This window comes from Streptomyces sp. NBC_00289 (assembly GCF_041435115.1).
Taxonomy (GTDB): Bacteria; Actinomycetota; Actinomycetes; order Streptomycetales; family Streptomycetaceae; genus Streptomyces.
Genome location: NZ_CP108046.1, coordinates 6,004,523 through 6,017,713 on the forward strand (window position 1 = coordinate 6,004,523; position 13,191 = coordinate 6,017,713).

Here is a 13,191-nt window from a genome sequence, read left to right on the forward strand (position 1 = left end):
CTATACGTTCACGGATCAGCGCGATGCCCCAGCTTCATGTGTCGCGCGGCCACTGTTGTCCTGCGAAAGGTCTCCGCATGCTCTCCGGGAACGGTCGACACCGTCGCCCCCGTCAGGCTCCGGCTCTCCTCGTGGCGGCCGGAGTGACCGGCTCCGCCATCGCGATCCCGCTCCTCGGTGCCACCGGGGCGAGCGCGGCCACCGGTACCACCTGGGACCATGTCGCGGAATGCGAGAGCGGCGGCTCCTGGAGCGAGAACGCCGGCAACGGCTACTACGGCGGCCTCCAGGTCTCCCAGGACAACTGGGAGAAGTACGGCGGCCTCGAGTACGCCTCCAGCGCGGACGAGGCCAGCCGTTCCCAGCAGATAGCCGTGGCCGAGAAGATGCTCGACGACCAGGGCATCACCGCCTGGCCGACGTGTGGTCTGCTCGCCGGACTCAGCAAGGACTCGGATTCGGCCGACATCGACACGGGTCTGGGCACCGGCTCGCCGGACTCGTCCGACTCATCGGGGTCCTCTGGCCTGTCCGACTCGTCGGAATCCTCCTCGTCCTCCTCGTCGCCCTCGGCGTCGCCCACTCCGTCCGGAACGTCGGCGAGCGCCGACGCCGGCAAGGACAAGAAGGACAAGTCGGCCAAGTCCGATACGGCCTCCGGCTCCAACGGCGACAAGAGTGCCGATTCCGGTACGGAAAAGGACGGTTCGGACAGTTCCGTCAGCTCGTCTCCTCGTGTGTCCAAGCAGGATGAAGCGGACAACCTCAAGCAGAGTGTGGGCACTTCGAGCCTGGTCGACACGGGAGCCCTCGGTTCCGGACGGCATCGTGGTGGCAGCGCCACGGAGGACGCCGCGAGTGGCACCACCTCCTCGGCCGGCCGCCATGTCGCCGGCGAGGGTGACGCCTCGCCCGTCGACTCGTACACCGTCCGCCTCGGGGACACGCTCGCGTCCATCGCCGACTCCCTTGGCCTCGACGGCGGGTGGCGCGCGCTCTACGACGCGAACAAGGACGCGATCGGCATCGACCCCAGCAGCATCGCCCCCGGTCAGACCCTGCGAGTCGGTGTCTAACCGGGCCAAAAGCAACGGGAGTTCGCGCCGCACTTGTGGGTGAATGTCCGCTTTGGTGAAAGTGTGGGATGACTCTCAGAAGCCCTGATCGTCTTTGAAATTCGCCGGATCGCATGTCTACGGTCGTGACCGCTCGGCAACACGAGCCCCGGCTGCCGCAACGCCGAATCCTGCCAGCGGCCGTACGGGAACAGTCGTCGCGTAAAGCGCCGTAGGCAGGAGCGGGGGACCCAAGGTAAGTGCCGCGCCGGGTAGTTGACCGGAGCGGCTTGGGGTTAAGCCACGCCTCCCAGGGAGGTGTGGCCGGGCAACTCAACCGGCCCGAACCCGACAGCTCACCTCGCAGGCGTCGGTGAGGGGATCAACCATGCTGTTTACCGGCAAGGGCAAGCACCGCCGCCCGTCCAAGGCCACCCGCGTCGCCACGCTCGCCGGCGTCACCGGTGTCGCCATCGCCGCCCCGCTCATGGCGGCCGGCAACGCCTCCGCCGCCACCGCCTCCGAGTGGGACACCGTCGCCGCGTGCGAGTCCGGCGGCAACTGGTCCATCAACACCGGCAACGGCTACTACGGCGGCCTGCAGTTCTCCGCCTCCACCTGGGCCGCGTACGGCGGCACGCAGTACGCCTCCACCGCCAACCAGGCCTCCAAGGCGCAGCAGATAGCCGTCGCCGAGAAGGTCCTCGCCTCCCAGGGCAAGGGTGCCTGGCCGGTCTGCGGCAAGGGCCTGTCGAGCGCCGCCTACAGCGGTGGCAGCAGCTCCGGCTCCTCGTCGAGCGGCTCGAGCAGCTCCGGCAGCTCCAGCAGCTCCTCGAACAGCACCCGCTCGACCAGCGAGCAGCAGGCCTCCCGGTCCGCGGAGCGCCCGGCCGCGAAGAAGACGGTCAGCACCCCGACCGGCAAGAAGGTCAAGAAGGGTGACGGCGAGTACAAGGTCGTCAAGGGCGACACCCTCAGCTCGATCGCCGAGAAGCACAAGGTCAAGGGCGGCTGGCAGAAGCTGTTCCAGCTGAACAAGGACATCGTCGACGACGCCGACTTCATCTACCCGGGCCAGCAGCTTCACCTGAAGTGACATCCGGCCCGTAGCCGAACCACAGCGCCCTCACATCCGTGTCCTTCACGATGAAGGCCTCGTGAGGGTCACCCCCCGTCCCCACGGGCTCCCCGCTCCGGTGCGTCTTCCCCCGTACGCACCGGGGCGGGGCTTTGTGCTGTCCGGAGCTGTTTTTCGCACTCCGGACGGGCCCCCTCTTTGTTCCGTTCGGAAACAATTTACTCTCGGTTCTGTCCACGACGTGGCCGACGGGCCGGCCGATGGGCCGGAGCCGGTTAGGCTCGTCCCGCAGAGCCCGTGCGGCGCTGCACCAGCCGGGCCACGGTCCGGCCGTACCCGCGTCACACTGAAGAAGGAGATGCTCGTGCCGTCCATCGACGTCGTCGTAGCCCGGGAAATCCTGGACTCCCGAGGCAACCCCACGGTCGAGGTCGAGGTCGGCCTCGACGACGGCAGCACGGGTCGTGCCGCCGTCCCGTCCGGCGCCTCCACCGGTGCCTTCGAGGCCATCGAGCTCCGCGACGGTGACCCCAACCGCTACCAGGGCAAGGGTGTCGAGAAGGCCGTCCTCGCCGTCATCGAGCAGATCGGCCCGGAGCTCGTCGGCTACGACGCCACCGAGCAGCGCCTGATCGACCAGGCCATGTTCGACCTGGACGCCACCGACAACAAGGGCTCCCTCGGCGCCAACGCCATCCTCGGCGTGTCCCTCGCCGTCGCCCACGCCGCCTCCGAGGCCAGCGACCTGCCGCTGTTCCGCTACCTGGGCGGCCCGAACGCGCACCTGCTGCCCGTTCCGATGATGAACATCCTGAACGGCGGCTCGCACGCCGACTCCAACGTGGACATCCAGGAGTTCATGATCGCCCCGATCGGCGCGGAGTCCTTCTCCGAGGCCCTGCGCTGGGGCGCCGAGGTCTACCACACCCTCAAGAAGGTGCTGAAGACCAAGGGCCTGTCCACCGGCCTGGGCGACGAGGGCGGCTTCGCCCCGAACCTGGAGTCCAACCGCGCCGCGCTCGACCTCATCCTCGAGGCCATCAAGCAGGCCGGTTACATCCCCGGCGAGCAGATCGCGCTCGCCCTCGACGTCGCCGCGTCCGAGTTCTACAAGGACGGCAAGTACGAGTTCGAGGGCAAGTCCCGCTCGGCCGCCGAGATGACCGAGTACTACGAGGAGCTCGTCTCCGCGTACCCGCTCGTCTCCATCGAGGACCCGCTGTACGAGGACGACTGGGCCGGCTGGAAGGTCATCACCGACAAGCTGGGCGACAAGGTCCAGATCGTCGGCGACGACCTCTTCGTCACCAACCCCGAGCGGCTCGCCCGCGGTATCGAGGAGGGCTCCGCGAACGCCCTGCTCGTCAAGGTGAACCAGATCGGCTCGCTCACCGAGACGCTGGACGCCGTCGAGATGGCCCAGCGCAACGGCTTCAAGTGCATGATGTCCCACCGCTCCGGCGAGACCGAGGACGTCACCATCGCCGACCTCGCGGTCGCCGTGAACTGCGGTCAGATCAAGACCGGCGCCCCGGCCCGCTCGGACCGCGTCGCCAAGTACAACCAGCTGCTGCGCATCGAGGAGATCCTCGACGACGCCGCGGTGTACGCCGGTCGCAGCGCCTTCCCGCGCTTCCGCGGCTGACCCCACCTGGGCAGGCTCAGCCAGTCGCACGTACGTCCCCGTACTCGGTCCCGTACCGTGTCCGGGGACGTACGCGCGTATGACGGGCTGACAGGTGCGAAGGGGAGGCGGAGAGCCAGTGGCCGTGAAGGACCGGGACCGTTTCTCCACCACGACCAGGATCCGGCTGCTCGGCGAGCAGACCGCGGCCCGGGTCTACCGCTCCCAGACCAGACGCCAGGCCCGCCGCTCCCGGCTGACCAGCCGTGCCGCGCTGCTCGCCCTCGTCCTGTGCACGCTGATCGTGGCCCTCGCCTACCCGATAAGGCAGTACGTCTCCCAGCGCGCCGAGATGGCTGACATGGTGCGCCAGAAGGAGCGGGCCAGACAGCGCGTCGAGCAGCTGCGTGACCTCAAGGCGCGCTGGCAGGACGACGCGTACGCCGAGCAGCAGATCCGGAAGCGGCTGCACTACGTGATGCCCGGGGAGACGGGCTACGTCGTCATCGACCCCGACGCGGCCAGGCAGTCGCGCGCCGACCAGGGGGCGGCCGACCGCCCCTGGTACTCGAACGTCTGGGACGGGGTCGACAAGTCCGACGCCTCCGACCAGTGAACCGATCCAGAGAAAGACAGGCATGGAAACGCCCCCGCCGACCACCCCGCGCACCGAACCCACCGATGCGGACGTCGAGGCCTTCAAGCAACAGCTCGGACGTCCGCCGCGTGGACTGCGCGCCATCGCCCACCGGTGCCCGTGCGGGCAGCCGGACGTGGTGGAGACGGCACCGCGACTGCCCGACGGCACGCCCTTCCCGACGACGTACTACCTGACGTGTCCGCGGGCCGCCTCGGCGATCGGCACCCTTGAGGCGAACGGCGTCATGAAGGAGATGACGGAGCGGCTCGGGACCGACCCGGAACTCGCCGCCGCATACCGCGCGGCGCACGAGGACTACCTCGCGCGCCGGGACGCCATCGAGGTGCTGGAGGGCTTCCCGAGCGCGGGCGGCATGCCGGACCGGGTGAAGTGTCTGCACGTGCTGGTGGGGCACTCCCTGGCCGCGGGGCCGGGCGTCAACCCGCTGGGCGACGAGGCGATCGCGATGCTGCCCGAGTGGTGGCTCAAGGGTCCGTGCGTACAGCCGCTCGCGGCCCCCGACCCGGCCGACGAGCACCCGGACGAGGAGGGCGCGGTCCTCGACCCCGCCGAGACCCGCAGCGGCTCCTTCGCGGAAGCCCCTGCGGTCCCCGCCGGTTTCAGCCGGGTCGCCGGCGTCGACTGCGGGACGAACTCCATCAGGCTGCTCGTCGCCGACGTCAACCCGGCCACCGGTGAACTGCTCGAACTCGACCGGCGCATGACGATCGTGCGGCTCGGCCAGGACGTGGACCGGACCGGCCGGCTGGCCCCCGAGGCGCTGGAGCGGACGTTCACGGCGTGCCGGGAGTACGCGGAGGTGATCCGCGGACTGGGCGCGGGGAAGGTGCGGTTCGTGGCGACGTCGGCCTCGCGGGACGCCTCGAACCGGGACGAGTTCGTCCGCGGGGTGCTGGACATCCTCGGCGTCGAGCCCGAGGTCATCTCGGGCGACCGGGAGGCCGAGTTCTCCTTCACCGGCGCCACGAAGGAACTGACCGAACGCGCGGACCTCGCCAGGCCCTACCTGGTCGTGGACATCGGCGGCGGCTCGACCGAGTTCGTCGTGGGCGACGACCGGGTGCGTGCGGCGCGCTCGGTGGACGTCGGCTGTGTCCGGATGACCGAGCGGCACCTCCTGCGGGACGGGGCCGTGACCGACCCGCCGACCGCCGAGCAGATCGCGGCGATGCGCGCCGACATCGAGGCGGCCCTCGACCTGGTCGAGGAGTCGGTGCCGCTGGGCGAGGCGAGGACCCTGGTCGGGCTGGCCGGATCGGTCACGACCGTGTCGGCCATCGCGCAGGACCTGCCCGCGTACGACCCGGCCGCCATCCACCACTCCCGTGTCTCCCGTGACAAGGTCCGCGAGATCACCGAGTGGCTGCTGCGCTCCACGCACGCCGAGCGCGCGGCGGTGCCCTCCATGCACCCGGGGCGCGTCGACGTGATCGCCGCCGGAGCCCTCGTACTGCTCTCGATCATGGAGCGGAGCGGGGCGGAGGAGGTCGTGGTGAGCGAGCACGACATCCTCGACGGGATCGCGTGGTCGGTGGCCTAGGAGTCGGCCGGGGGGCCGGGGTCGGCCGGTGGCGTGGGCCACATGCGCCGGGTGGTCCGGGTCTCCTTTGCTACTGATCAGTAGCCCTCGGCTGAGCAGGTCGGATAGCGTATGAGCGCCTCCGGGGGGTCTGTGCGGACCCCTCGGCGGCACCTCGCCGGGAAAGTTCGTGAAGTTCTTCACAAGGAAATCTGCCCAGCCGGGCAAGGAAAGTGGCGGGGCTGACCCTTTCGGGGGTTCGACCCGCCTGTGCGCGGGTCGGACAGGGCGTTTCGGCGGGTTCCCGGCGGGGGTTTACGAGAGGCTCTCGAGGTCGGATCGAGGTGGCCTGGAGAGCACGGAACGGCAGCTCACGCGGCATTGACAACGGCTCAAACCGCCCCGCGACCGGGCCGCGCCACCATGACCTGGATCACCCGGGTGGCGGAGGATAACACAGGCGCTGCGCATGCTTGTGAAGGGGCGCACGAGCCACCCCCCTGAGGCGGGTGGATACTCGATGGCATGAGCACCACGGAGCGTCCCAGGATCCTCGTAGTAGGCGGTGGGTACGTAGGCCTGTACGCAGCTCGGCGCATTCTCAAGAAGATGCGCTACGGCGAGGCGACCGTCACGGTCGTCGACCCCCGGTCGTACATGACCTACCAGCCCTTCCTCCCCGAAACCGCCGCCGGCAACATCTCCCCGCGCCACGTCGTCGTCCCGCTGCGACGCGTGCTGCCCAAGGCGGAGGTTCTCACCGGCCGGGTCACCACCATCGATCAGGACCGCAAGGTCGCCACGATCGCCCCGCTGGTCGGCGAGGCGTACGAGCTGCCCTTCGACTACCTGGTCGTCGCCCTCGGCGCGGTCTCCCGCACCTTCCCGATCCCCGGCCTCGCCGAGCAGGGCATCGGTATGAAGGGCATCGAGGAAGCCATCGGCCTGCGCAACCACGTCCTCGAGCAGCTCGACAAGGCCGACTCCACGACCGACGAGGAGATCCGCCGCAAGGCGCTCACCTTCGTCTTCGTCGGCGGCGGCTTCGCCGGTGCGGAGACCATCGGTGAGGTCGAGGACCTGGCCCGCGACGCGGCCAAGTACTACACCAGTGTGTCCCGCGAGGACATGCGCTTCATCCTGGTGGACGCCGCCGACAAGATCCTGCCCGAGGTCGGCCCCAAGCTCGGCCAGTACGGCAAGGAGCACCTGGAGAGCCGCGGGGTCGAGATCTACCTCTCCACCTCCATGGACTCCTGCGTCGACGGTCACGTCGTCCTGAAGAACGGCCTCGAGGTCGACTCCAGCACGATCGTGTGGACGGCGGGCGTCAAGCCGAACCCGGTGCTGGCCCGCTACGGCCTGCCGCTCGGCCCCCGCGGTCACGTCGACTGCGCGCCCACCCTCCAGGTGCAGGGCACCGACTACATCTGGGCCGCCGGCGACAACGCGCAGGTGCCCGACCTCGTCGGCCGCAAGGCCGGCAACGAGAACGCCTGGTGCCCGCCGAACGCGCAGCACGCGCTGCGGCAGGCGCGCGTCCTCGGCGACAACGTGATCTCCGGCCTGCGGGGCTTCCCGCAGAAGGACTACAGCCACGCCAACAAGGGCGCGGTCGCGGGCCTGGGCCTCCACAAGGGCGTCGCGATGATCGTCATGGGCAAGGTGAAGATCAAGCTGCGCGGCCGCCTGGCCTGGTACATGCACCGTGGCTACCACGGTCTGGCCATGCCGACCTGGAACCGCAAGATCCGCGTCTTCGCCGACTGGACACTCGGCATGTTCCTCAAGCGTGAGGTCGTGGCGCTCGGCGCGCTGGAGTCCCCGCGCGAGGAGTTCTACGAGGCCGCGAAGCCGGCGCCGGTCGCCGCGGCGGCCAAGGCCGAGGAGAAGCCGAAGGCCAGCCAGGCCAAGGCCTCCTGACCTCCGGTCACCGACCCGTCCGAAGGACCTCCCGCCATCCGTGGTGCGGGAGGTCCTTCGGCGTTTCGTGGAGCCGTACGCCCCTCCGGGCGCCGCCGACCCGGGCCACCCTCCCCCGGCCCGGACGCCTCCGTCCCGGCGCCGGACGGGCGGGAGGCAGGGGAGACGAAGGGTTTGCCCAGCCGAAACGCGCGTGGGGGACTGCGACCCGGCCTCACAGGTGTTTACGTGGTGTCGGACGTTCAGGGATCACTCCTCACGGAGGTGCACGCCATGGCTGACGCCGCGCTGCGGCTGACGGGCCTCGTCGAACAGTTGCTGGGAGCCCCGCTCCCACTCCGCATCCGCGCCTGGGACGGTTCCGAGGCCGGGCCGCCGGACGCACCGGCACTGGTACTGCGCAATCGGCGTGCGGTGCGCCGGATGCTGTGGAAGCCGGGAGAGCTGGGCCTGGCACGGGCCTGGGTCGCCGGGGACCTGGAGGTCGAGGGAGACCTCTTCACCGCGCTCGCCCTGGTGTCCGGGCTGGTGTGGGAGCGCCAGGAGGACACCAGGAGTCCGGTCCAGGCGCTGCGCGACCCCGAGGTGCGGTCCGCGGTCCGCGGCCTCGTCAGGTTCGCCGGCCCCCCGCTGCCGCCCGCCCCGCCCCGCGAGGAGGTGCGCAGGGCCCGCCGCGGCCTGCACAGCAGACGCAGCGACAAACGCGCCATCAGCCACCACTACGACGTCGGGAACGACTTCTACGAGGTCGTCCTCGGCTCGTCCATGGTGTACTCCTGCGCCTACTGGTCCGCCCCCGAACCGGACGGCACCCTGGAGGACGCCCAGCGCGACAAGCTGGAACTCGTCTGCCGCAAGCTCGCCCTGACGTCCGGGCAGCGGCTGCTGGACGTCGGCTGCGGCTGGGGCTCCCTGGCCATCCACGCGGCCCGGGAACACGGCGTGCGGGTGGTCGGCATCACGCTCTCCCAGGAGCAGGCCGCGTACGCCCGCAAGCGCGTCGCCGACGAGGGGCTGACCGACCGGGTCGAGATCCGCGTTCAGGACTACCGCGATGTCGTCGACGGGCCCTTCGACGCCATCTCCTCGATCGGCATGGCGGAGCACGTCGGCGCCGAGCGGTACCTGGAGTACGCGGACCTGCTGCACCGGCTCCTCGCACCGGGCGGGCGGCTGCTCAACCACCAGATCGCCCGTCGCCCGCGGCGCGACGAGTCGACGTACGCCCTCGACGAGTTCATCGACGCCTACGTGTTCCCCGACGGTGAACTGGCCCCGCTGGGCACCACCGTCAACCAGCTGGAGCGCGCCGGGTTCGAGGTGCGCGACGTCGAGTCGATCCGCGAGCACTACGCGCTCACCCTGCGCCGCTGGGTCGCCAATCTGGAGGCGGGCTGGACGCGGGCCGTGCGGCTGACCGGCCCCGGCCGGGCCCGGGTCTGGCGGCTGTACATGGCCGCCTGCGTGGTCGCCTTCGAGCGCAACCAGATCGGCGTCAACCAGGTGCTGGCGGTCCGGACACCGGAGTCCGGCGCCTCCGGGATGCCACTGCGGGCGCGTACCTGGATCTGAGCGCATACGACAGGGCCCCGTTCCCGGACACCGGAACGGGGCCCTGCCATGGGTGCGGCTACTCCGACTTGATCGCCGACAGCATGTTCAGCCGGGCCGCCCGCCGGGCCGGCCACAGCGCCGCCAGGACGCCCACCGTCCCCGCCAGCAGGAGGAAGACGGCGATCCTGGCCCAGGGCAGGACGAGCTCGTACGTCGCCATCTTCGCGCCGAGCAGTTCCCCGGCCGCCCAGCCGAAGAACACTCCCAGACCGATGCCAAGGACCGCGCCGAACAGGGAGATGACCAGGGACTCCAGGCGGACCATCCGCTTGATGCCCTTGCGGTCCAGGCCGATCGCGCGCAGCATGCCGATCTCCTGCGAGCGCTCGAAGACCGACATGGCCAGGGTGTTGACGACTCCGAGGACCGCCACGATCACGGCCATCGCCAGCAGTCCGTAGACCATGTTCAGCATCAGGGTGAACATCTGCGCGATGTCGTTGGAGAGGTCCTTCTTGTCCTGGACCTTGACGGCCGGGTTGGAGCCGAGGGCCTTCTCCAGACGGTCCTTCGTCGCGCTCGTGGCGCCGTCGGACGTCTTCACCATGACCTGCATGTCGGCCGGGTCCGACTGGTGCGGGGAGAGCGCCGAGGTGTCGAGGATGATGCCCTCGATCATCTCGTTGCCCTCGTAGACCCCGGCGACCGTCAGCCGCTGCCTGCGGCCGTCCTCGTAGGAGACGGTGAAGTCCGAACCGGCCTTCCAGTGGTGCGACTCGGCGGTGTCGGTGTCCACGACCACCTTGGTGCCGCCGACGGTGAAGGAGCCCTCGTCGACCTTCAGGTCGGTGAGTTCGCCGATCGCGCGGCCGTTGACGCCCGTCAGGTACTCGGTCGTGCCGTCGATGCGGGAGGCCGCGTTGCGCAGCGGACTGGTGGCGGTGACGCCGTCCACGCGGCCCAGCTTCTTCTCCACGTCCGGGGAGAGCTCGTTGCCGTTCGCCATGGACACCACGTAGTCGGCGCTGATCGCCGCCGACGCCATCTTGTCGATCGACTTCTGCAGGCTGCCCGCCATCACCGTCATACCGGTGATCAGGGTCAGGCCGATCATCAGCGCGGACGCGGTGGCGGCCGTACGGCGTGGGTTGCGGACCGAGTTCTGGCGGGCCAGCTTGCCCGCGACGCCGAAACCGCGCAGGACCGGCGCCGCGGCCGCGATGAGCGGGCGGGACAGCAGCGGGGTCAGGATGAAGACGCCGATGATCAGCAGCACCGCGCCGAGGCCCATGGGCGCCTGGCCGTCGGAGCCCTCCATCGTCGTGGCCGCGAGGACGACCGCGACGCCCGCCCCGCTGAACAGGGCGCCCAGCGTGTTGCGCAGCACCAGCGACTTGGTGGTGGCCGGGGCGTGCAGACTGCTCATCGCGGCCACCGGCGGGATCTTCGCGGCCCGGCGGCCCGGCAGCCAGGCGGCCAGCATGGTGACGAGGATGCCGACCGCGAAGGCCGCGACGACCGTGCCGGGGGAGATCACCAGCGGGCCGTCCGGGACCGTCGCGCCGAGCGACCCCATGAGCGAGCGCAGGCCGGCCCCGATGCCGATGCCCGCGACCAGACCGGCCACCGCGGCGACGGCACCGACCACGAACGCCTCGAGGAGCACGGACCGCGTGACCTGCCTGCGTGAGGCGCCGACCGCGCGCATCAGCGCCAGTTCCCTGGTGCGCTGGGCGACCAGCATGGTGAAGGTGTTGGCGATGATGAACGTACCGACGAAGAGCGCGATGCCCGCGAAGACCAGCAGGCCCTGCTTCAGGCCGGCCATCGAGGAGGAGATCAACTCGGCCTGGTCGTCCGCGAGTTGCTGACCGGTGGTGGTCTCCGTGAGGCCCTTGGGCAGGGCCTTGTCCAGCTCCGATTTCAACGCGGTCTGGCTGGTGCCCGCGGCCGCCTTCACGTCGATCTCGTCGTAGGTGCCCGGCTTGCCGAAGAGTCGCTGCGCGGTCGCCGTGTCGAAGAGGGCGAGGCTGCCGCCGGCCGCGACGTTGCCGTCGTCGGTGGTGAAGATGCCGGTGATCTTCGGGGTGAGGACCGGGCCGTCGACCGAGATGCGCACGGTGTCGCCGACCTCGTACCCGGCGCGCCTGGCGGTCGCGGAGTCGATGAGGACCTCGCCGGTGCCGCTCGGGGCGTGGCCCTCGGCCAGTGGGTACCGGGCGTCCTTGGCGCCCCAGTAGTTCCCGCCCTGGGACTGGAAGCCGCCGCCGATGAGCTTGCCGTGCTTGTCGGCGATGGCGGTGAAGCCGGTCACGACGCCGGTGGCGGACGCGGCGCCGGGAACCTGGGCGCTCTTGTCGAGCATCGCCCGCGTCAGCTCGGGGGTCTTGCCGATCCGGTCGCCCTTGTCCTCCTGGCTCTCGGCCTGGACGGCGACGTCGACCTGGTCGAAGCCCTTGGCGGAGCTCTTCTGGTACGCGTCGGAGATGGTGTTGGTGAAGACCAGGGTCCCCGACACGAACGCCACGCCGAGCATCACGGCGAGGACGGTCATCAGGAGCCGGGCCTTGTGCGCGAGTACGTTGCGCAAGGCGGTACGGAGCATGGGTTTTCTCTGTCCAGACGTGCGGAGGTGAGGGAGCGTCAGCTGGTGCGGCCCTTGGCGTCGAACTGCTTCATGCGGTCGAGCACCGAGTCGGCCGTCGGTCCGTACACCTCGTCGACGATCCGTCCGTCCGCCAGGAACACCACCCGGTCCGCGTACGCCGCCGCCACCGGGTCGTGGGTCACCATCACCACGGTCTGTCCCAACTCCCGTACCGAGTTGCGCAGGAAGCCCAGGACCTCGGCGCCGGCGCGCGAGTCGAGGTTTCCGGTGGGCTCGTCGCCGAAGATGATGTCGGGCCTGGAGGCCAGGGCGCGGGCGACGGCCACGCGCTGCTGCTGGCCGCCGGACAGCTGGGCGGGCCGGTGGCTCAGCCGGTCGGCCAGCCCGATCATCCGGATCACGTTCTCCAGCCACGCCTTGTCGGCCTTGCGGCCCGCGATGTCCATGGGGAGGGTGATGTTCTCCAGGGCCGTCAGCGTCGGCAGCAGGTTGAACGCCTGGAAGATGAAGCCGATCTTGTCCCGGCGCAGCTTGGTCAGCTGCTTGTCCTTGAGGGAGCCCAGCTCGGTCTCGCCGATGCGCACCGAGCCGGAGGAGAAGGTGTCCAGACCGGCCACGCAGTGCATCAGCGTGGACTTGCCGGACCCGGAGGGGCCCATGATGGCGGTGAACTCGGCCTGCCGGAAGTCGATGGAGACCCGGTCGAGGGCGACCACCTGGGTCTCGCCCTGTCCGTAGATCTTCGACAGATCCGTGGCGCGTGCGGCCACGGTGGTGGTCCGGCCGGCGATGGAAGAGGTGGTCACGAGGAGACGCTCCTGTCGGGACGACGTGAGGGGGACAGGTTCCATCGTGGCCGTCGATCGGAGGCGTGTAGTCAGCCGCTGTTCCGGTTCCGAAGGCAGCCTGCGGTCGGACCAGGTGTCCTCGCGTCATACCTGGGGATGACGGCCGGCCCTGAGAGGCGGTACGTCGAGAACGGGTGGAGCGTCCTTGTTCGGACGGTGAAATTCCGTCATTCCGTATGCGCGGCCCGACGCCGCACGGAACGCTACTGGCAAGTGCGGATGGCCAGTTCCGCGGGCTGATGCACCCTCAGAAGTCAATAAAATAAGACAACATCGCTCTGCCCGGCCGCTGTTCGGGGGTTGCACCCCGATAGGCTCGGA

General features: G+C 69.9%; 9 protein-coding genes, 1 pseudogene and 1 riboswitch. Of the genes and pseudogenes, 8 read left to right on the forward strand and 2 right to left on the reverse strand.

All coding sequences use genetic code 11. The features are described 5' to 3' along the window. Positions 1–77 precede the first annotated feature (77 nt). From OG985_RS27235 to OG985_RS27270, 8 genes and pseudogenes are all read left to right on the forward strand, one after another. On the forward strand, positions 78–1,076 hold the full coding sequence (locus OG985_RS27235) for a transglycosylase family protein (protein WP_371670968.1): 999 nt from the start codon (positions 78–80) through the stop codon (positions 1,074–1,076). Between the two features lie 197 nt (positions 1,077–1,273). Further along, a riboswitch (cyclic di-AMP (ydaO/yuaA leader) is annotated at positions 1,274–1,440 on the forward strand. Positions 1,441–1,443: 3 nt separating this feature from the next. Beyond that, the gene (locus OG985_RS27240; protein ID WP_371670969.1) at positions 1,444–2,151 is read left to right on the forward strand and encodes a transglycosylase family protein; all 708 of its coding nucleotides are present in this window, start codon (positions 1,444–1,446) and stop codon (positions 2,149–2,151) included. A gap of 340 nt (positions 2,152–2,491) precedes the next feature. Beyond that, positions 2,492–3,778 (forward strand): phosphopyruvate hydratase, encoded by a 1,287-nt coding sequence (gene eno, locus OG985_RS27245; protein WP_371670970.1) that lies wholly within the window; start codon positions 2,492–2,494, stop codon positions 3,776–3,778. A gap of 118 nt (positions 3,779–3,896) precedes the next feature. Further along, complete coding sequence (locus OG985_RS27250; RefSeq protein ID WP_371670971.1) at positions 3,897–4,373, forward strand: septum formation initiator family protein; 477 nt, start codon at positions 3,897–3,899, stop codon at positions 4,371–4,373. 22 nt (positions 4,374–4,395) lie between these two features. Then, positions 4,396–4,797 (forward strand): annotated as a pseudogene (locus tag OG985_RS27255) (DUF501 domain-containing protein); the annotation flags it as partial. A 258-nt stretch (positions 4,798–5,055) separates the two neighbouring features. Then, the gene (locus OG985_RS27260) at positions 5,056–5,958 is read left to right on the forward strand and encodes an exopolyphosphatase (protein ID WP_371674508.1); all 903 of its coding nucleotides are present in this window, start codon (positions 5,056–5,058) and stop codon (positions 5,956–5,958) included. A gap of 504 nt (positions 5,959–6,462) precedes the next feature. Further along, positions 6,463–7,860: an NAD(P)/FAD-dependent oxidoreductase gene (locus tag OG985_RS27265; protein WP_371670972.1), complete on the forward strand. Its 1,398-nt coding sequence runs from the start codon at positions 6,463–6,465 to the stop codon at positions 7,858–7,860. 273 nt (positions 7,861–8,133) lie between these two features. Next, positions 8,134–9,432, forward strand: a complete 1,299-nt coding sequence (locus OG985_RS27270; protein ID WP_371670973.1) for a class I SAM-dependent methyltransferase — start codon at positions 8,134–8,136, stop codon at positions 9,430–9,432. Positions 9,433–9,490: 58 nt separating this feature from the next. Here OG985_RS27270 and OG985_RS27275 read toward each other — a convergent pair whose 3' ends face one another. Together OG985_RS27275 and OG985_RS27280 are read right to left on the reverse strand one after the other, a co-directional pair. Beyond that, positions 9,491–12,019, reverse strand: coding sequence for an ABC transporter permease (locus OG985_RS27275; RefSeq protein WP_371670974.1), 2,529 nt, complete (start codon positions 12,017–12,019; stop codon positions 9,491–9,493). A gap of 38 nt (positions 12,020–12,057) precedes the next feature. Further along, on the reverse strand, positions 12,058–12,828 hold the full coding sequence (locus OG985_RS27280; protein ID WP_371670975.1) for an ABC transporter ATP-binding protein: 771 nt from the start codon (positions 12,826–12,828) through the stop codon (positions 12,058–12,060). Positions 12,829–13,191 lie beyond the last annotated feature (363 nt).